The following is a 19,611-nucleotide window of genomic DNA, read 5'->3' as shown; positions in this document are numbered from 1 at the left end:
CCAACTTAAACCTCATTAGTCACTTTTCAACATGAAAACTGTATTCCCCATTCATAAATTCCGCGAGTTGCAGACCCCTTTTTATTATTATGATACAAAGGTGCTTCGCGACACGCTGGCGTGCGTCAACCGTGAGGTGGCACGTTACGACAACTTCAGTGTACACTATGCCGTCAAGGCCAATGCCAATTCCAAGGTACTGACCATCATCCGCGAAAGCGGACTGGGTGCCGACTGTGTCAGCGGAGGTGAAATCCGTGCTGCCATCAAAGCCGGTTTTCCTGCCGGGAAGATCGTCTTTGCCGGTGTAGGCAAAGCTGATTGGGAGATCAACCTGGGACTCGATTACGATATTTTCTGTTTCAACGTCGAGTCGGTTCCTGAATTGGAAGTCATCAACGAACTGGCCGCTGCCAAGGCTAAAGTAGCCAACGTTGCTTTCCGCATCAACCCCAATGTCGGTGCGCATACCCATGCCAATATCACTACCGGGCTGGCCGAAAACAAATTCGGCATCAGCATGCACGATATGGATAAGGTGATCGACGTGGCTTTGGGCATGGAGAACGTGAAGTTTATCGGCCTTCATTTCCACATCGGTTCGCAGATTCTCGATATGGGGGATTTCATTGCGCTTTGCAACCGTGTCAACGAGTTGCAGGATAAGCTCGAAGCCCGTCACATCCTCGTGGAACATATCAACGTAGGCGGCGGACTGGGCATTGATTACGATCACCCCAATCGTCAGGCCATTCCGGACTTTGCCGACTACTTCCGTACGTACGATGAACATCTGAAACTTCGTCCGCACCAGACTTTACATTTCGAACTGGGGCGTGCCATCACGGGACAATGCGGTTCGCTGATCTCCAAGGTGCTTTATGTCAAGCAAGGCACCAACAAGCAGTTTGCTATTCTCGATGCCGGTATGACCGACCTGATTCGTCCGGCACTCTATCAGGCCCATCACAAGATGGAGAACCTGACTTCCGAGGATACGACAGTCGAGACCTACGACGTGGTAGGTCCCATCTGTGAGTCGTCCGACGTTTTTGGCAAAGCCGTCGATCTGAATAAGGTGAAGCGTGGCGACTTGATTGCCCTTCGTTCCGCCGGTGCTTATGGCGAGATTATGGCTTCCGGCTATAACTGCCGTGAATTACCGAAGGGCTATACTTCGGAGGAATTAGTGTAATCTCCGAACAATCTATCTTTTAAAATTGTTATTTTTGTAGTGATTTTAATAACTTAAAATGAATACGATTATGATTTCAGAGAAATTACAGAATGCAATTAACGAACAGATTACAGCCGAGATGTGGTCTTCTAATCTGTATTTGTCTATGTCTTTCTATTTTGAAAGAGAAGGTTTTAGCGGTTTTGCACATTGGATGAAGAAGCAATCTCAAGAAGAGATGGGGCATGCTTATGCCATGGCCGAATATATTATTAAACGTGGCGGTACGGCCAAAGTAGATAAGGTAGATGTTGTTCCTACCGGTTGGGGTACTCCCCTCGAAGTGTTTGAACACGTCTTTGAGCACGAACGCCATGTATCGAAATTAGTGGATGCATTGGTCGACATGGCCGCAGCCGAAAAAGATAAAGCGACTCAGGATTTCCTTTGGGGATTCGTTCGCGAACAGGTAGAAGAAGAAGCTACTGCACAGGGCATTATCGATAAGATTAAGAGAGCCGGTGATTCCGGTATTTTCTTTATCGACTCTCAGCTCGGTCAGCGATAAGGTTGTTCACCACAGATTACACAGATTAACACAGATTGAGAAATAGATAAATCTGTGTAATCTGTGGTGAACTCCGTTCATTAGCATTAAAACTCTGTGTACTCCGTGTACTCTGTGGTGAGCGATTGATTTCTCTCATAGTTCCGGTTCTATTTTTCGGTGTTCCCCTTTTAAATTTAAATCTGTGTTAATCTGTGAAATCTGTGGTGAACCCTGATTCGTTTATATATAATGTACGCGCGCGTGTACCTTACATTTCATATTCATTCAGAAACGCTTTATCCGCCAGATACATCGCTGCTTGTTTGCAGAACCGTGTGTCATTCAAGTGACAATAGTATTCCTCCACGCTTTCGATGGCTGCCTGTCGTTCGGGTTCGCTCAGCTTTTTCCATTCGCGCCTTGCACGTCCGATGTTTACTTTGGCTGTTTGCGTCATCTCGTGATACTTTTCCCAGAAGAGGTGGAAACTCCGGTCCGACGAACTGTTTCCCGTTTCATACGCTTTCAGCTTCCCCGTCCATAAGTCGTAGTTGTTGACTCGTATCCGCATCATTCCGTTGGGAGAGGGTAGTCGCTCGATGATGCCTTCTTTGATCATTGCATTGAAGAAGTGCCGGGTTTGCGTGCGTTTCCAGCCCAGCAGGCTCGCCCAGTGGAGCAGGCTGTGGGGTGATTCTCCGCGGTGGCAGATGAAGTGCTGTCCGCACGAGTCGCACTCCGTATCCGAGTAGTTGACGTTCATCAATACCCGTATCAGGGCTTCGAATCGCCCCTCTGTTTGTCCGTGAGTGGCGAAATAGTTTTCTAACAGAGATTTTGGGATGACGATATAGCCTTTTTTCAGCATTTCGACAGTTGGTGTTTTCATGGCAGTTTTGTTTTTAATGGATTTCTAATCTGATTTCTCACCACAGAGTAACACAGAGTAACATAGAGAAAATATTTTTTCAAGTGTACCGGTTATCAAAAAGAAACAAAAACTTTGTGTCGCTCTGTGCTACTCTGTGGTGAACTCTCCGCAAAAGTACCCTCCCTTCGCCCTCTCTCCAAAAAACGGGTTCTGATTGGTTGGAACAAGTCATTCTCTGTTGCTTCCTGTTTGTTTTTCGGGGGGGATAGGCTGGGGAGGGTGGCTACAGAGGCTCCGTTTCTCTCCGGCAGAGCCTCTGTCGGCCTGTGACGGAGGCTCTGTTTGCCTGCGTTTGAGGCTCCGTTTCCTCCCCGTTTCGTCCTCCATAGGTGGGCCAGTGCCGGAGCCACCTTTTCTCTGCCTCTTATTGTTTGGTTCACAGATGTTTATGCGGTGTCTTGTCACCCTTCAAAAATATCAGGTGGGCCATATAATAAATACTAACAAAAAAAGATATATGAATATATCAGTCGAATTTCCGGTCACGATTGAGCAGAGTCTCCCTCAATTCCGGGTTTCGGGTGATCAATAATCCTGCTTCGTCCGGCATGCCCCAATGCCGGATGATGATACTGATTTGTCTGGGAGAAAGCATCAGGGTGTGCGGGTGGTATTCCGCTTCCGCCAGTTCCCGGGCAAGTCGGGGGTGCTTCTGTATTTCGCTGCGGAAGCGGCGGATTGCTGAACTGTTGGCCTGTAAGTCCGGAAAATAAGCGACGGCTACGGTGGATATCGGATGGAATCCTTCGAGTAGCCAGTTTGGGTGTTGATTGTTCATGTTTTTAAATCATTTAAATGTTTATAATTTCTGCCGAAAAGCAGTTAATTTACATTTTGGGGCGCAAAGATATATGAATTTTTTGAATAGTTCTTTTCCCCCGATCCCTCTGTTTATCGGGCATTTGGTCATTTGTCCTGATGTTTCATCGCGTGCGCCCGCAATGAACCGGAACGCGCGAGAGGTGTTATTTGTAATTAAATTGATAAAATATGAAAAAACAAAGTTTAACATTTTATTTAGCTTCTCTGGTCAAAAAGATGAAGTCGGGCGGGCGTTACGGCACTGCCCACGTGTACGATTGTGCCATGAAGTCGTTCTCCGCTTTTTGCGGAAATAAGGCTGTTCCGTTCGGTGTGCTCACGCCCGAATGTCTGAAACGGTACGAAAATCATTTGAGGGGAGCGGGTAAGAGGGAGAATACGGTTTCCACCTACCTCCGTATGCTCAAAGCCGCTTATCGCAGGGCAGTTCGCGAGAAGATAGTAGAGGACTATGACCCTATGCTGTTCAGCGACGTCGGCACCGGTACGCGTGCCGGTATCAAGCGTGCCATCGAACCCGATGTCATGAGCAGGATACTCAATGCCGACCTTTCCGCACTTCCCAAGTCGCTTCGTACGGCATGCGTACGCGCCAGCCTGATGTATCGTTTCCGTGGGATGTCTTTTGCCGACTATGCCTATCTGCCTGCCGAGGGCTTGCAGCCCAAGAAGCGGCTGACGTACAAGCGTAAGAAGACGGGGCGTGCGCTGACTGCCCTTGTTTCGGCGGAGACGCAGGCTCTGATCGATCTCGATGCAAACCCTCAAGAGGGATCGGACTATCTTTTCCCCATCCTGGGGACCTGCGAATGGGGGAGCGAGGCGGGATATAAAACGTATCAACGGGAACTCCGCAAGTTCAACCATCGCCTGGACAGGCTTTCCAAGGTGTTGGGGCTGGGTGTCCGCATCAGTTCGTATACCATCCGCCATACATGGGCAACAACCGCCTTCCGTCAAAAAGTACCGATAGGCTTGATTGCCAATGCTATGGGGCACTCGTCCGTTAAAGTGACGGAGACGTACCTGAAACCTTTTGAAGAGGAAGAGCTGAACCGTGTCAACGAAGGAATCATAAAGTACACTATGGGACAGATGAATGCTGCTGTGTAGTAGTATCTGGCTGATAATCAGCCATTACTTTGTAGGTAACGGCACGAATATAATTGCACAAAAGTGAACAAAACAAAGCAAATATCCAAATAAAACCGTAAATAATTTCGTTTAAATCTCCAAATAATCTTCCATACTGTCTTTTTTACCTGCCTTTTTATCTTTTTATGAAGAAAAACCGCATGTGAGTGGCTTTCACATTTAAATGTTTAAATGCGATATTGACATTTTATGCCGGTTGCTAAACGTATAAATGTTTTTATTTCTGATGTTTAGAGAGTAAGACGCCCGCTGACACTTCGGTCTGTCATGTGCCGTTACCTACAAAGTAACGGCCATCACACAACAAAACAAGAAAATATGCTTACAGCAATTACTCAGGAAGCCATCAGGCTTTTGCGTTATATCTATTATCGGGACACATCCTGCGGCTGTCCTTACCATCCTGCTGACTGTATTTTTGAAGATGCTTCCGTACTTCTGCTTCAATTAGAGGGCGGAGGCTTGGTTCGTTGTGTCTGTCGGGAGGCTCCGGATAAGCCGGAGTCGTACGAACTCTGTAAGCCTTTGGAGTCTGTCAACCTTTTATCCCTTTTGCTGATACTGAACGAGGGTGTACACCCGGTTTCTCCCGACGTGGACGAACAGCGTGTCTACGGACGCTATGGGGTAGTCGCTTCCCGTATGGGTGTGGTCAACCAGATGATGCGCAGCATCTTCGGTGAGATTCATTTGACGGAATTGTGTTTGTAATTTGATTTTTAGAGATTGTCTGCCATGAACCGGATTTTACTTCTGCTCCTATATGTCTTTCTGCTTTCCGCCCCTGCCTTGGGACAAGAGGGCGGCGTTTGCCCTGCCCGGCGGTGCGATTCGCTGCATACATTCCGTTTTGTACAGGGGCGTGATGTGCTGTATGCCGACTATCGTGGCAACGACCACGAACTGAAACGGCTTTTTGCGGCAGTCACCGCTTTCCGTTCCTCCATCGTGGATGGAAAGATGCGCATCTACGTAGACGGTTACTGTACGTCGGGGAGCAGTGTGCGCGATAATCTCCGGCTGGGTTATGTACGCAGCAGCCGTGTGAAATCCGAACTTATCACCCGCAAGGGGATGAAAGAAGCCTGGTTTGTGACACACAACCATGCCGTGCCGTGTCCCGACGAGGAGCGCGATGTGGTGGTGGTATGCCTGCGCGAACCGTTGGCGGCCGATACCCTGAGCCGTTCCCGCTATGCCGGGTATGCCTCCCGTTATCCTCTTTTGCCCGCACGGGCTCCTTCGTTGCCGGAGGGCGGAACGTGCCCGGTACCCGCTCTTCACGAACAGTCCCGCCCGCTCGCGGCGGAGCACGCATACCCTGCGCAGGTCGGGCCCTCGCGGGTCATCTTCTCCCTGAAAACCAATCTGTCCGACTGGGCGGGTCTGACGCCGGAGGGCCGTTTGGCGGCTTTCCGTCCCAACCTGGCTGCCGAACTGTGCTTTGCCCGTCGTTGGTCAGTGATGGCCTCGGCGGCATATTCCGGTTGGAAAGGGGGGAAGGAGCACCGTTTCTGGGGTGTTTCGGGCATTAGCCTCGAACCCCGCCTGTGGCTTAGGGGAGACGGGCGTTACCGCCGGTTCTATCTGGGAGTTTACGGGCAACTGGGCGACTTCGACTATCAGCCTTCACCTTCGGGAGATGCGGGCGCTACAGGTGCCAGCCGCACGGGATGCTACTGGCATACCGGACTTTCTTTCGGTGTCTATCTGCCCCTGTCACGCCATTGGGGGATAGAAGCCGGGATACGTGGAGGCTATCGCAATGCCTCGGCGAAGGCTTACGACAACGAGCCGCCCCATGCATACTATCATCACGATGCCTCGTCCGTCCGTTGGGGGCTGACGGGGATCAACGTGGGCGTGGGATATAGGTTTTAATAATAGTGGTGAACTAAAACAAGAAGATTGGGAATATGATATTCAAGCCGAAATATATGATAAAAGTGGTCGCTCTTATTGGCTTCTGCTTCTGCTCCTGCACCGAGCGCACCCTTGAGCCGCGTCCCGAGGTAGAGCCTGTCCCCATCCGGCTTTACACAGGCATCCGCACCCGTGCGTTGGTCAGCACCTTTGGCGAAACTTCTGTGGGCATTGCCTATGGAAGCCGCACGGGAGAGTACGACGGTGCTTGGGACGGGGTGGCTACGGACAACGAAATCCGCCTCACCCCCGAACGCTATTATCCCGCTGACGGTTCGGCGCTCTTTCTGAGGGGATATTATCCCCCGGCTCCCCTGGAGGCGGACGGCAGCCTGACTTACCGGCTCACGGGCGAAGAAGACCTGATGCTGACCGGGGAACAGTCCGGTTCGCTGTCGTCACCTTTCGGTCCGGCGGAAGAACAATCGCTGATGTACCGCCATCTGCTGACCCGGCTCAGTTTTGCCCTCACCATCGAGGCGGAAAACACCGAAGGGTTTCGCATCCGTGAGCTCCACCTCAATGGTCTGGCGGGCGAGGTCAGCCTTTCGCTTGCTACGGAACTGCTTACCGCTGCGGATGAAACGGTTTCGGTGCCCATCTATACCGTTGAGAAAGGAGGGGACGGATTAGGGTTTACCGATGGCAAACTTTCTCTTCCGGGCTATGTATTGGTGCAACCTTCGGCTACGTTCACCCTCGACCTGACGCTGGCCGTGGACGATGACCGTACGCACGACCGGGTCTACCGGGAACTTCCCATCCGTTTCGAAGGAGGCGGGGCAGGCGAGGGAGGCATCTCGTATACGGTGAAGGTGGAGTTACCCTCACCTTCAGCACCCGATCCTGCAGAGATAAGCGCCGTGGCCACAGTAGGAGAGTGGCAGGCGGGGAAACCGGGAAGCGGCGAACTGGATGGAGGCAAGGTAAACGGTGAATCCTTGAAATAACAACTATATTATTAACTATAAACTTAAAAAAAAATGATGAAAACGAAATTAAGTGTAGCGGTCATGGCATTCCTATTGGCGGGCTGCTCAAGCAATGACACGGACAGTCTGCCCGAGAATCCGGTGAACGCAACCCCTATCCGGGTGTCGCAGAGCGTACAGGGCCTGGCCACCAGCCGTGCTGTGGCTGCCGAAGGAGCCGAGGTGACAGCTACCGTGCTGATGCACGACGGAACATCGGGAAATTGGTCGGGTTTTACTCCGGTCACCAAGAACGATGTTGCCGACAACGGAACGCTGAATGCACGCGCAACCGTATCGAACACCACTTTCACGGTAGGCGGTTCTGCCGCCGATTTAGGGCTGAACCCTACTCTTTACTATCATGCGTCAAATACGAGTGAGAATTCTTTCCTGGCGGCAGTCTCTCCCGCAGGTGAGGTGAGTGCGACTACAGTAAAGATCCTTCAGACAGACGGACAGCAGGACGTGATGTATGCGAAGGAAGTAGCGGCCGGCAACAGCGGGGCATCGCAAACAGCCGCCCTGGTTTTTGAGCACCTCACCACTCAGCTTAATTTTGCGATGAAACTGGAACCGATTGCCGAGAGCAAAGGAGAGTGGGCAGGTAAAACGGTCAGCCTGAAAAGCATTGAGGTGCAGGAGGCTTATCGTCCTACCATGGTGAACGCCACCAATGGCGATGTGACGTGGGATAATATCAATAGCGGTACTCTTCCTGTCCCGGGCATTTCTAACAATGTGCTGTCGGCGGAAGCCGTGAAAGTGGGTACACCGGTCATGATCCGTCCTGCGGCTAAACTGACGGTTTGCGCCATTATCAATGTAGGTGGCACAGACATTCCTTTCCACAATGTGCCCGTTAAGGCTGCGGGCGGAGACGATCTGGCTACAGTGAAAGGCGAAGCCCACCTGATCACCTTGACAGTGAAAGAGCCGAAGGGTGCGAATGCTACCAAAGTGACGGCTACCGCTACTGTGACTCCATGGAAGGCCGGTGCTGCCGGCAGCGCGACATTAGAATAAATCTCCCTGTTGCCCATGTTGACGAAACACTCTTTTACACAGATAGGCCTCTTCGCCCTGCTGGGCGCATGGGTTTCCGGCTGTACGGCCGCCGGCGACTCTCTCTTGACGGAAGAGAGGGTCCCGGTGCAGCTCTGTGCCCGGGACGGAGCGCTGTCGAGGGATGCCGCTGCCGGCAATCTGCCGGAACAGGAGTTCGAAGCTACGGTGGCACTTTCTACTGTGAAGGGTGACTACGCTTCTTTATCGGAGGCATACGAAGGCGCTTGGGACGCCACGGTCAAGACTGACGGCGCTATGGAGTGGAAAGCGGCGGCGGAAGCCGGGCCTGTATTCCCCCCTTCGGGCGACTGGCTCTACCTGACCGCTTTCGCTCCGGCGGCCGTTCCGGTAAGCGGCGTGGCGTCTTTCGTGCTTACGGGACAGACCGACCTGCTTTATGCCGCCGAGCTTCGTGGCAACAAGTGGGAAGGTGAGCGCTTTGCCGGCAACCGCTTGAAGGCGGACCGTCCGCTGGAGTTCAGCCATCTGCTCACACAGCTCTGCTTCAAAGCCTGCAAGGGCCTGACGGACGGAGTGGCTGTAAGCATCCGCCGGATTACGGTGAACGGGGCGCTGCCTTGCGCGGACTTGACGTTGGCTACGGGAGTGCCGGTGTTCAGCGCTACGGAGGAACATCCCGCCGGACTCTCACTGAGCCTTGCCGGACCGGGAACCGAGGTGACCGGCACCGTTCCCGTGGAAATAGGAACGATACAGGTGCCCCCTTTACAGGCGAGCGACACCTATACACTGACTGTAGAAACTTCCGTAGGCACGTTCAGCGGTTTAACGGTGAACTACGCCGCCGGAGAGAATCTGTTGCAGGCAGGCATGTCCCATACCGTGACGCTGACCATCAGTGACCATGAATTAGGAATCACCTCCGTGACCACGCAACCGTGGACTACGGTGACGGTGGACGGTGACCTGGAGGCGGAATAATTTCACCACAGAGTAATTTCACCACAGAGTACGCAGAGTACACAGAGGGGATTTATTCAAGAGGTAATAGATAGAAAGACTAAAAAAAAAACTCTGTGTCCTCTGTGTCCTCCGTGGTGAACTCAAAAGAAAAACGAATTATATATTAAAGGAAAAACGAAACATGATGAACCATAATATGAAAGTTCATTGGCTGCTTGCTCTTCCGGCAATGCTTCTTGCCGTAGGGTGCGGTGAGAGCGCATTGCCCGAAGAAGGGACGGACGAAGAGGAAAGAGTAGAATTGCAGGTGTCACCGCAGGTGGCACTGACACGCAGCGCGATACAAGGCACAGATGCGGCTACGGACGGAGCTGCGATGGGAAGCATCGCGGTATACGCAAGCAACGCGACGACCAACAATGCGACGAATAATTACGGGCTCTATGCCTATAGTGGTGGCAGTTGGAGTAATAGCGGTACGGATAAGATTTATCTCTCGGCGGAAGAGGCGAACATTTATGCGCATTATCCGGCCTATAAACCGGGGACAGGCGGGGCGCTTGCGACAACCGGTACCGCTTTGAAGGTGAACGGAAGCGGGCAGGTGACTGCTAATTCTACCGTGAATATCTCTGTATTTCCGGGGACAGAATCTGCTGCGATTGATGCTTCAACAGATAATAGCGGTAGCAGTACAGCGCTTCTTACGGCTTCGGGAGAAGTGGACTATATGTATGCCGATCAAACAAGTACTCCGAAAGCCAGCTATAAAAAAGGCGTATCCGCTAAAGACGGAAAAGTCACTCTCTCCATGAAGCATGCCCTTGCCATGGTCAGCTTCCGGGTATACGCGGATCATACTTATAAGAATACCGGTGCGTTAACCAAGTTGGTGCTTAAGAATGTAAATTCTGCCACTATACTGAATAATGGCGGTACCAATCCTACAATGAAGATTTCGGACGGTACGATAACCCCGGGAAGCAGCCCTGCGGCAGCGACCTATACACGAGGTATTTCGAATTATACTTTGCAGAAAGCCTCGGCTGACGCTGATAATGCCAGAACCACAGCCCAGAACGCTTCGAAAAAAGTAAGTATCTTGGTGCTTCCCGAATCGACGCAGGACAAAACGAATGTAGAGGTCACCCTCAAGATTGACGGTCAGGATTATGCGGTCAGTCTCGGTAATGCTGAGACGAATGCCTGGAAAGCCGGCGAGAATTACCTCTACACCGTCAAGCTCAGCGGTAAAGAACTCTCTATCACTAACGTGACCGTAGCCCAGTGGAGTGCAAAAACCGGAGGCGATTTAAATATACAATAGGTAATAGTTATGAAATACATTCACCACAGAGCACGGAACGATCAACAATGAACGATCAACAATGAACAGCTGAGAACATTAAAACTCTGTGCCCTCTGTGTCCTCTGTGGTGAATAAAAACCAAATATTAGATGCCCCATCCATTTACCTTTTTACTCCTTTGGAGCGTAGCCCTGTTTTTCGGTGCCTGTTCCGGCGAAGACTCTTCCGCCACCGACGGAGACCGCGTCTCCTTGCGTCCCGGTATTCATGCCGGTGCTACCCTCGTCTCCAGCCGTACCCTTGTCAATGGCATCGGTACGGGTGCAGACCGGATCAATAGCATTGGCATCTACCTCGCAGCTCCGGATGGTAGTCTCTATCCCGGTAGCAGTGCCACGGGAGCCACCTTTACCAAAGGGTCCGGCAACAGTTGGAGCAGCACCCCGCCTACCTATGTCAGTCTCCGGACGGCAAGGCTCCATGCCTGGTCGCCTGCCACCGTGACGTTGACGGCCGGTAGCGGAACCACTCTGCCCACACTTCCGGTAACTCTGCCTGAGGGGCAGACCTTTGACGGAGCCAATGACTACGGTTGTTCCGTCCATGACTATCTGTATGGCTCCGCCACTTCCACTCAGGGATCGGCTGAGCCCATCACTGCCAACAGCCAAAGTGCCACTCCTGCCATTTACTTGCAACATGCGTTGGCACAACTGGTGTTTCGCATCCAGAATGCGACTGATCGGCCTGCGGATGCGGTGTATGACTATGTAAAAAGCGTTCACCTGACCGCCGAGGGAGGCGCTACACCCTTTCTTACGGGCACTTCGGGCGCGATGGCTTTATCGGATGGGACGCTATCCGGATTGTCTGCAAGTGGTAAGCTAACCTTCACCCCTTCGGCAAACCCGCAGAAGATAGGAACCACCGGAGCTGTTACCGTGGCCTATGGACTGGTGGCGCCGAAAACGGCGGCAGCATCGTCTGCACGGGTCACTTTGACTTTGCGGCTGGGCGAAGCCGGTTTGGGTAACACCGCCACCGAACGTGAACTGACCCTTACGACCGATGTCTTCAATCAGGCATGGGATCGGGGAAACCAATACATATATACGTTGACGCTGGGTAAGCGGGGACTGACCTTGCAGGACGCGGCCATTCTGCCTTGGAATGCTGAGACTCCGGTGGACCAGGATATGAAGCCGATAGGATGATAATTTTTTAAATGATGTGTATGAAAGCAATTCAATTCTATATCGTGTGTCTGCTGCCGGTGCTGGCCGGATGTGCCGACGACACGGCGTTGCCCTCCGTACCGGAGGGAACTCCGCTGACGGTGACCGCCGAAATAGGTGTGCCGGATGCGGCGCAGACGGTGGCGCCCACCCGTGTCGTTGCCGCCGACAATGGTTACGACCGCAGCACTTTCGTTACTGCCGACCGCATCCGTATCATCCGTACGCGTGGTGGAAGTTCGTCCGCTCCGGTGGATTATACGCTTTCCGCCACAGGAGAGTGGACCCCTTCGGCAGCGGGCTCGGAATTGCTTTTTGAGTCGGGAGCTACCTATCAGGCTATGTATCCCGCCGATTACTCCGGCATTTATGCCGATCAACGAAACAAAACGGGAGGTGTGGACGGTGAGAACTACCGCAACAGTAACTTGCTCCGTACCAGTGCCGGGGTGACTTCCGGTGCAACCGGGGTGCTCTCCTTCACGGGAGGCGAGAATGCCTTTGTGCACCGCAACACCAAGTTGACCTTGACATTTGAGGGTAAGAATGCGTTGACACAACCCTTCGCATATATGACCGTGCAAGGTCAAGGGCTTTATAGCGGCGGAACCGCTGACGAAGATATCTACCTGTATCGTCCGGACGAGACGAAATACACCTGGCACGGCATCCTGTCACCGCTGACAGCCGAATCACCTACGCCGGAGCAGAAGAAGGTTACCGTTACGGTGACCGACTACAACGGAGTGAGCTATACCGCCAGCCTGACTTGCGAGCGGAAGGCGGGCAGCCATTACAGTTACACCCTTACGTTGCAAAACAACATCCTGATGCCCGTAGGAGAAGAGATCAAAGGATGGGAGAACGGAGAGTCGCATACGGGAAGCCTCACGTAACAATGAATTATGAACGAATAACCTCTGTGTGACCTTGTGTCACTCTGTGGTAAATTAAATGATGAACAATGAACGGTAAGAGAACGAATTGGATAGGAGGAGTATGGATTGCGCTGGCTCTGGCGGCGTGCGCCCAAGGGGATCCGTTGCCTGTTCCGTTGGAAGTATCGGCGGAAATAGGACAAGGAGAGACCCGTGCCGGGGACACGCACGCGACTGACTATGACAAACGGACGTTCGTCACCGGCGACCGGATAAAAATATCGAAATCCGGTGGTGCTGCCGAAAGTGCACTCTATCAGCGCAAAGCGGAGGGTGGCTGGGGGCTGGCCGACGGACAAACAGCGCTGACCACTACCGGATCAGAGTCTTTTGCGGCTTCCTTTCCGGAGGAATTCAGCGGTATCCTTGCCGATCAAAGCACGCCAACCAATTTCTGGAAAAGCAACCGGTTGACGGCGGCAGGAGTATTGAACGGAAATAAATGCAGCTTTACCTTTGCGCCGGCAGCGGCGAAGGTGACTGTGGTGGTGACTTATCAGTCGTCGCAGACACCTGAGAGCGCCTCTCTGTCCGGGACGGGGATTCGTACCGATACAGGTGCCTCGGAAACCATAACCCCGTATTGCGCCTCGGGAAGCACGACGGCTTCCGTTCGCCATACCTATGTGGCGATAGTCTGTCCCGGCTCGCGGCAGTTCACCATCAGGCTGAAAACGACGACGGAGGCGCAAAAGACTTATACCGACACGTCACCGTTTACGCTACAGGCGGGATATAACTACCAATATAACTTCACCGCCACCAACGAACTGATTCTGACGGGTGTCACCGTGGCGCCTTTCAGCGATGTGGCGGAAGAAAATGTGGGAAGCGCAACCTGAGAAAAGAAGAGAGATGAAACAGAAAGAATATAGACCGATGAAGAATAGGAAAGCCCATAAGGGCACGATGGGAGCCGTACTGCTACTCGCAGCCTTATTCACCTCGTGCGGGGCGGACGATCCGTTGCCTGCGGGCGGCCCTTTGCGGCTGACCGGGGTGGAAGTGGAAACCGGAGAGGGAAGTGCCGCCACCCGTGCGGCCGTCACCACCGTCGAGGCGATCAGTGTATATGCCACTACTGAGGCTCACGTGGCTTATGGCAGCAATCCGTTTTCGGAGTATCGGCTGCAGAACAACTCCTGGAGCGCGGATGCTGCTCCGGTGATTACCGCCAATGCCCTTCTGTATGCCTGTCATCCTCCGGTGGCGGGAGTGACCCATCAGGCTGACGGCAACCACACTGTACCCGTATCGGTGATGACTACCGCCGGTGCCACCGATTTTCTGGCGACGGATCAGCCGGACTATCTCTATGGAGTATCTCCCGCTTCGGGGCTGGCACCGGTCACGGCCACTTCGGGTGCCCGGGCGGTCAGCTTCAGGATGAAGCACGCTTTGGCAAAGGTCAGCTTCCGGATTGTGAAGTCGGCTTCGGCGAATAAAGATAAGCTGGAGTTGGTGCAGATAGAGATACAGAGCGGAACCAGCCGTTTGCAGTCGGGTACGGGTACAATGAACCTGAAGACCGGTGTCCTCAATGGCCTGTCGTCCACCTCCCTGTTGACGCTTGCCGATGCGGCAAGGCCGGTCGTGCTGAAAGAGCAGCAGGCTACACCGAATGTGAGCTGCCTGACAGCCCCGATGACGGGAAAGGAAACTGTGCTTTCGTTCCGCCTGAAGGTTCGCATCAATGGTGAGTCGGCAGAAAACGCCCATGCGTTTGAGACGAAATCGGTAAGTGCCGAATGGAAAGCCGGTTACCACTACGTCTATCAGATTACGGTGGACAAGATGGGGGGCAGCTTGAGTTCGGTGAAGATAGATGACTGGAAGAGTGACGCGAACCAGAACACGAGTATTGGAATTTAAGTTTCACCACAGATTACACGGATTAACACAGATTATTTACTCTTCAATATCAACCAGGATAAATTATTAATCCGTGAGAAGTCTGTGTAATCTGTGGTGACAAAAATAGAACGATGATGAATAAGAGACTGAAATATTGGATAGGTTGTGGCCTTTGCTGCTTGGGGAGTCTTGGGCTGTCTGGGTGTTCGGGGGATGACATGCCCGGGGCGTCCGGTTCCGGCGGAGATGAAGGAGAGCCGGTGGCACTCAGTTTCCGGCTCTGCCGCTTGGTGGCAGGAGAGGCGTCGACGCGTGTGGACGGTGATCCGGCGGATATGGCGGACGGAAAGACATTCCAGGTTTACGCTTTTCCGGCCAATGCTTCCACAACAAAGACCCAACCGCTGGACGGTAAGACCTATACGGTGAAGAATGGAGTGGCCACGGGTGAACTCTATTTATATCGCGGGACGTACGATCTTTATCTGGTGTCGTATAACTCCTCGACCGAAGTACCGGAACTAAAGACGGACGGTACGATTCCGGTCGGGAACGGCAAAGACTTTATGTATACTACGCTGAAAGGGATCGTGGTACAACCCAACCAGATGGGAGAGAGCCACATGAGCGTGACGCTGCCCAATCCGTTTAAGAGAATGGGGGCACAGGTGCAGGTGTCGGTGGCTGGCAATACTAACTCTCCGGTCACTCCTACAAGTCTGGTGGTGAGGTCGTTCCTGATGAATGGGCTTTGCGAATCGCTTAATTATACGTTGGGCAATCCGGCATGGAATGCCTATGGCGGGAGCTTTGGAGGGAATTATCCTTTCAGTGGCTTTACGAATAACGGAACCGGATATGATGTGAAGAAGAAGCGTGAAAGTTCTCCGGTAGTACTTCTGCCGGTAGACGGGACGGCAACCATTGATTTTGCGATAGAACTTGAAGTGGGGTACAGTGATAACGGTGAGGCAAAGGTGTGGAAAGATACCTATCCGGCAAGCATCCAGAAAGTATTGCTTCCGGGAATGACCTATCAGTTTGACTTTACGCTGACTTTCTATGGAATACTTAATCCGGGGGACTTGACTCTGGCGGTGCGGGATTATGAATCGACGGTGACCGTTAATTCCGATGGGCTTGGTAAAAACAAATGAACAGAAAGATGAAAAGTAGGAATAAAATCTATAGTGTGTTATTGGTAAGGATACTTGCCGTCTTGGTCCTGGCGGGATGGCTGTGCGGGTGCGAGGATACTTCTGGCATTCCGGAAGGCGGATTCTCTTTCCGGTTGCAACAGCCTCCGGCGCTGAGGGTGGATACCCGCGGAACATTGAATACAATACCAATAAACAATGTGTGGGTATTGCAGTATAAAAGCGATAACACCGACGAGCCATTGAAGACTTACTATTTTTCGTCTGTGGGAGATGCTTTGGATAACGGGACGATCGAACTCAACACAGACAAGGCCGCCTTTAGCCGAATTACCAGCCGGTTCTACGTCATAGCCAATGTAGGAGATGCATTGAAAGATTTCAAAGGGAGCGAAGCCGACCTGATGGGGAAGACTGTTGGGTGCACTACCATTACTGACCAACCGTCGCTGCTCACTGCCGGTCCGCTTAACTATACTCCCGAAGCCGGGGAAGGGGAAACGGGTGCGATACCGATTATAGCTCCGTTGCAGCGTGCTTATGCTACCATTGAAATGTCGTGGACCAAAAAGGACTTTATGGGAAATAATATGACGATTAATTCAGTAGAGATAGCCAATGTCCCAAATGTGATGGCTTTATATGCCCGTGGAGGAGGAGGGCTGTCTGTCAAATATCCGGTGGATGCGGCTATGATAAACAAGAACTTGCAACTGGTCGGTTCGGGTGCATTGGATGACAGTGGATCCCGTACGTTCTATATGGGCGAGAATCTGCGGGGAATGGGGACGGCTCCTTCTTTTGCCGACAAGAATCTGGATAAGTACGGACCGGGTGATATAGAGGAGAATAGACTTGATAACTGTACGTATATCAGGTTGAATGGAAGTTACACGTATACGGGAGCGACGGATCCTATCGGGGTGAGTTATACTCTTTATTTGGGAGGCAACCTGATGACTGACTACAATATCCGCAGGGGCTATCTGTATAAGCTGACAATCAACATCAGCGGAGCCAATAGTGCGGACGTAAGGGTGACCATCACAGATGGTAACGTGATCATGTTCGATGAAGTGGAAATCATCCCGAATGAAGTGAATTTTAGATAATACGAAGGAGGTAAGATGAAATACAGCAGTTGTATGAATAGGTTAGGATGTATGCTCACGGTAACGGCCCTGTTGATGGGGTTGACGTCTTGTGAGGAGCGGTTCAGTGAGTCTGTTCCGGCAGCCGGTGAAGGAAATCCGGTAGAAGTTTCTCTTTCTTTCGGTTTTGCCGACGAGGAGGATGGATACGCGCTTTCGGTGCCCGCCGATACGCGTGCCGGAGAGGATGGAGAGGGCGGAGCGTTCAGCGCACGCCTGCTGCCTGCGGCGAAGACCCGGACCGGGGAAGTAATAAGCGCTCCGGATCAGTTATATAACCTGGAGATACGTCAGTATGACTCGAAAGGAGGTTATAAAAACGGGAAGGCCTATGGCAATGTATTGCTTGGGCAGCATCTGGAGGTCACTTTAAGCGCACTGACGGACTGCCAGTTGGTGATTGTGGCACGTGGCAACGGGGGCGCGATAGCTGCTTTGGATGGTAAATCTTTGGAGCAGGTGCAGAAGATGGACGTAAGCTCGTCTGTGATAAACGCTATTGATCCTTCGAATAGTGAAGATATGAAGAAGATGCCTTATGTGCTCCATCTGGAACACGTAAACGTGGTGACGGGCACCGACGGTAAGGCTGTCATTCAGAGTCCGGAGGGGAGCTATGATACCCGCCTGTTGTTGAAGCGTCTGGCTGCCCGGCTGACGGTGAGCTGGAACTACAACGTGAGCGGATATGAACTGAAACAACTCCTGTTGCAGAGCGTCCCGTTGAACTATGCGGTTATCCCTACCCCCGATAGTGAGGGAAATTATCCTTCTATTCTGGATCAGTTTCATACAGTAGAGATCGATATGAGTAAAGGCAGTTCTTATTCTTGCTGGATCCCGGCCAATGTACGTGGCGAATCTCCTGCTGCAAACTCCGATTTGCAGCGCACGAAAGCGAACGCGCCGAAGGGAAGCTCTTTTCTGAACTTTGTAGCCGTGAATGCAACGGATCCCAAAAAGAAACTGGACTATCGTGTGTACATCGGCGGGAAAACATCCTCGGATTTCAGCCTGAACAATAATACGGAGTACAGCTATGTGGTGAACTTTGGTCATACCGGTATCCCGACAAATGACAAACGGGTGACCTACATCGATCCTGTACCCGCTTCGGAGAATAATGAAAACTTTGTGCCGACGGCCAATTGCTTTATGGTGGCCCCTGGTACGGGTTTCTGCTTTGACCCGCTGGCCTATCAGAGTGACGGAGCAGAGACAACGAATGAAACCTTGAAGGGCTGGTGCCAAGGGGGGGGCATCGTTAGGGTGAAGCTTCTCTGGCAGACCAAAGAGGATGGAGACATCGGTGAGCCGGTGATGGGTATCGTAACTTCGGAGAATGACCATACGAACATCGTGGATTTGAAACGGACAGATGGAACCGATCCGGTGTCGTATCCGGTGAAGGATAAAGGGGAAGCTCGTGTTTATTGCCGTGTGGCTCCGGGCACAACGGGCGGCAGCGGTGTGATTGCGGCTTATGATAATAATGGTAAAATACTTTGGAGCTGGCATGTATGGGTGACGGACTATCATCCGGACGCTACGGGTAATGTGGATGTGCAGAAACCGTCGACTAAAAGAAAACTGAAGTTTACGTATGGCAGCCATCCAGAGCAGCGTCCGATGATGGACCGGGATTTGGGAGCTATGGCAGGGTATGCGAAGGCTCCTACTTTGGATGTAGAGAAGTTTAAAGCGCATGGATTTCAATATCAGTGGGGAAGAAAGGACCCGTACCCGAGCAGTTATTCGAACAGACCGATTATAACTGTAAAATTACCGCAAAAAATAACGGAACCGATAGTGGGTATCATGAGTTTATATCAGCCAGACGGGGTGACGTTTTTACCATTTAATCCGTCATACAACGGACAAGCCAGTTATCGGACGGCATATCAGAATCCTTTGACTGCCTATAAACCGACGACAAGCCAGTATTGGTTCACGAGTGAGGTCACCAATTCGATATCCGGTGCCTGGTCTGCTACCGTTAAAACTGTGCATGATCCGTGTCCGGCCGGATGGCGGGTAGCGAAGGCGGAGGAGTATTACTCTTTGTTCAGTGATAAGGATTATAGCGGGACGTTGCCGAGCTATTCGACTAATAATATGAATATGAGTAATTATAATACGCAAGGGGACGATAAAGGTTTTGTATTGCGATATGATAAGACAGATCAGTCGAAGGTCACTTATTTCCGATTGTGTGGATATTATGCTGACGGAGAGTTTGTTCAAATAGGTTATTTCGATTTTATATGGTGCTGTAATTGTGCTAAAATTGGTAATACTTATCAGGCGAGGCATTTACAGTTGGTTTCTACATCCTCTAGTCAACGGAGAGGTATCAATGGAATTAATAATGGAGGGACTTTGAGTGCGATGCTTCCTTTGCGCTGCATACAGGAAAGGGACTGACAGAAGAATCAATTTTGCTCTT

General features: G+C 51.9%; 19 protein-coding genes. 16 read left to right on the top strand and 3 right to left on the bottom strand.

Translation table 11 applies throughout. The features are described from left to right. Positions 1 to 31: 31 nt before the first annotated feature. A complete protein-coding gene (gene lysA / locus DBK98_RS18305; RefSeq protein ID WP_032535803.1) occupies positions 32 to 1,195 on the top strand; it encodes a diaminopimelate decarboxylase in 1,164 nt (387 codons plus the stop codon). Between the two features lie 70 nt (positions 1,196 to 1,265). Further along, positions 1,266 to 1,745 (top strand): ferritin, encoded by a 480-nt coding sequence (locus DBK98_RS18300; protein WP_005807003.1) that lies wholly within the window; start codon positions 1,266 to 1,268, stop codon positions 1,743 to 1,745. Between the two features lie 250 nt (positions 1,746 to 1,995). Here the strand turns inward: DBK98_RS18300 and DBK98_RS18295 are convergent, their stop codons facing one another. The 3 genes from DBK98_RS18295 to DBK98_RS18285 all read right to left on the bottom strand — a co-directional run bounded on the left by DBK98_RS18295 (position 1,996) and on the right by DBK98_RS18285 (position 3,436). Continuing rightward, complete coding sequence (locus DBK98_RS18295) at positions 1,996 to 2,616, bottom strand: hypothetical protein (RefSeq protein WP_005780050.1); 621 nt, start codon at positions 2,614 to 2,616, stop codon at positions 1,996 to 1,998. A 95-nt stretch (positions 2,617 to 2,711) separates the two neighbouring features. After that, complete coding sequence (locus DBK98_RS18290; protein ID WP_032535804.1) at positions 2,712 to 3,038, bottom strand: hypothetical protein; 327 nt, start codon at positions 3,036 to 3,038, stop codon at positions 2,712 to 2,714. An 86-nt stretch (positions 3,039 to 3,124) separates the two neighbouring features. Then, positions 3,125 to 3,436 carry a DUF4248 domain-containing protein gene (locus DBK98_RS18285; protein WP_005780047.1) on the bottom strand — a complete coding sequence of 104 codons (312 nt, stop codon included), beginning with the start codon at positions 3,434 to 3,436 and terminating at the stop codon, positions 3,125 to 3,127. Between the two features lie 212 nt (positions 3,437 to 3,648). Between DBK98_RS18285 and DBK98_RS18280 the strand changes: the two genes are divergently transcribed. From DBK98_RS18280 to DBK98_RS18215, 14 genes are all read left to right on the top strand, one after another. Further along, the gene (locus DBK98_RS18280) at positions 3,649 to 4,593 is read left to right on the top strand and encodes a site-specific integrase (RefSeq protein WP_005807001.1); all 945 of its coding nucleotides are present in this window, start codon (positions 3,649 to 3,651) and stop codon (positions 4,591 to 4,593) included. A 360-nt stretch (positions 4,594 to 4,953) separates the two neighbouring features. Beyond that, positions 4,954 to 5,346 (top strand): hypothetical protein, encoded by a 393-nt coding sequence (locus DBK98_RS18275; RefSeq protein ID WP_005806999.1) that lies wholly within the window; start codon positions 4,954 to 4,956, stop codon positions 5,344 to 5,346. A 24-nt stretch (positions 5,347 to 5,370) separates the two neighbouring features. Continuing rightward, complete coding sequence (locus tag DBK98_RS18270) at positions 5,371 to 6,516, top strand: DUF3575 domain-containing protein (RefSeq protein WP_032535806.1); 1,146 nt, start codon at positions 5,371 to 5,373, stop codon at positions 6,514 to 6,516. A 35-nt stretch (positions 6,517 to 6,551) separates the two neighbouring features. Next, positions 6,552 to 7,508: a fimbrillin family protein gene (locus tag DBK98_RS18265; RefSeq protein ID WP_032535807.1), complete on the top strand. Its 957-nt coding sequence runs from the start codon at positions 6,552 to 6,554 to the stop codon at positions 7,506 to 7,508. A gap of 33 nt (positions 7,509 to 7,541) precedes the next feature. After that, positions 7,542 to 8,555 carry a hypothetical protein gene (locus DBK98_RS18260; protein ID WP_080714504.1) on the top strand — a complete coding sequence of 338 codons (1,014 nt, stop codon included), beginning with the start codon at positions 7,542 to 7,544 and terminating at the stop codon, positions 8,553 to 8,555. 15 nt (positions 8,556 to 8,570) lie between these two features. Next, entirely contained in the window at positions 8,571 to 9,539 is a 969-nt protein-coding gene (locus DBK98_RS18255) for a fimbrillin family protein (protein ID WP_032535809.1), read from the top strand. Positions 9,540 to 9,702: 163 nt separating this feature from the next. Next, the gene (locus tag DBK98_RS18250) at positions 9,703 to 10,848 is read left to right on the top strand and encodes a fimbrillin family protein (RefSeq protein ID WP_032535810.1); all 1,146 of its coding nucleotides are present in this window, start codon (positions 9,703 to 9,705) and stop codon (positions 10,846 to 10,848) included. A 131-nt stretch (positions 10,849 to 10,979) separates the two neighbouring features. Next, positions 10,980 to 12,044 carry a fimbrillin family protein gene (locus DBK98_RS18245; RefSeq protein ID WP_032535811.1) on the top strand — a complete coding sequence of 355 codons (1,065 nt, stop codon included), beginning with the start codon at positions 10,980 to 10,982 and terminating at the stop codon, positions 12,042 to 12,044. Positions 12,045 to 12,055: 11 nt separating this feature from the next. Further along, positions 12,056 to 12,961 carry a fimbrillin family protein gene (locus DBK98_RS18240; protein WP_050496832.1) on the top strand — a complete coding sequence of 302 codons (906 nt, stop codon included), beginning with the start codon at positions 12,056 to 12,058 and terminating at the stop codon, positions 12,959 to 12,961. Positions 12,962 to 13,029: 68 nt separating this feature from the next. After that, complete coding sequence (locus tag DBK98_RS18235) at positions 13,030 to 13,845, top strand: fimbrillin family protein (RefSeq protein WP_032535812.1); 816 nt, start codon at positions 13,030 to 13,032, stop codon at positions 13,843 to 13,845. Positions 13,846 to 13,858: 13 nt separating this feature from the next. After that, the gene (locus DBK98_RS18230) at positions 13,859 to 14,875 is read left to right on the top strand and encodes a fimbrillin family protein (RefSeq protein WP_234058462.1); all 1,017 of its coding nucleotides are present in this window, start codon (positions 13,859 to 13,861) and stop codon (positions 14,873 to 14,875) included. A 116-nt stretch (positions 14,876 to 14,991) separates the two neighbouring features. Then, complete coding sequence (locus DBK98_RS18225; RefSeq protein ID WP_032535831.1) at positions 14,992 to 16,014, top strand: fimbrillin family protein; 1,023 nt, start codon at positions 14,992 to 14,994, stop codon at positions 16,012 to 16,014. Between the two features lie 8 nt (positions 16,015 to 16,022). Next, on the top strand, positions 16,023 to 17,126 hold the full coding sequence (locus DBK98_RS18220; protein ID WP_080714506.1) for a DUF4906 domain-containing protein: 1,104 nt from the start codon (positions 16,023 to 16,025) through the stop codon (positions 17,124 to 17,126). Between the two features lie 33 nt (positions 17,127 to 17,159). Then, positions 17,160 to 19,589 carry a DUF4906 domain-containing protein gene (locus DBK98_RS18215; protein ID WP_234072616.1) on the top strand — a complete coding sequence of 810 codons (2,430 nt, stop codon included), beginning with the start codon at positions 17,160 to 17,162 and terminating at the stop codon, positions 19,587 to 19,589. Positions 19,590 to 19,611 lie beyond the last annotated feature (22 nt).

This window comes from Bacteroides sp. PHL 2737 (assembly GCF_004115325.2).
GTDB lineage: Bacteria > Bacteroidota > Bacteroidia > Bacteroidales > Bacteroidaceae > Bacteroides > Bacteroides hominis.
The sequence above is the reverse complement of the archived record's forward strand: the minus strand, read 5'-3'. Positions and strand labels throughout refer to the sequence as shown.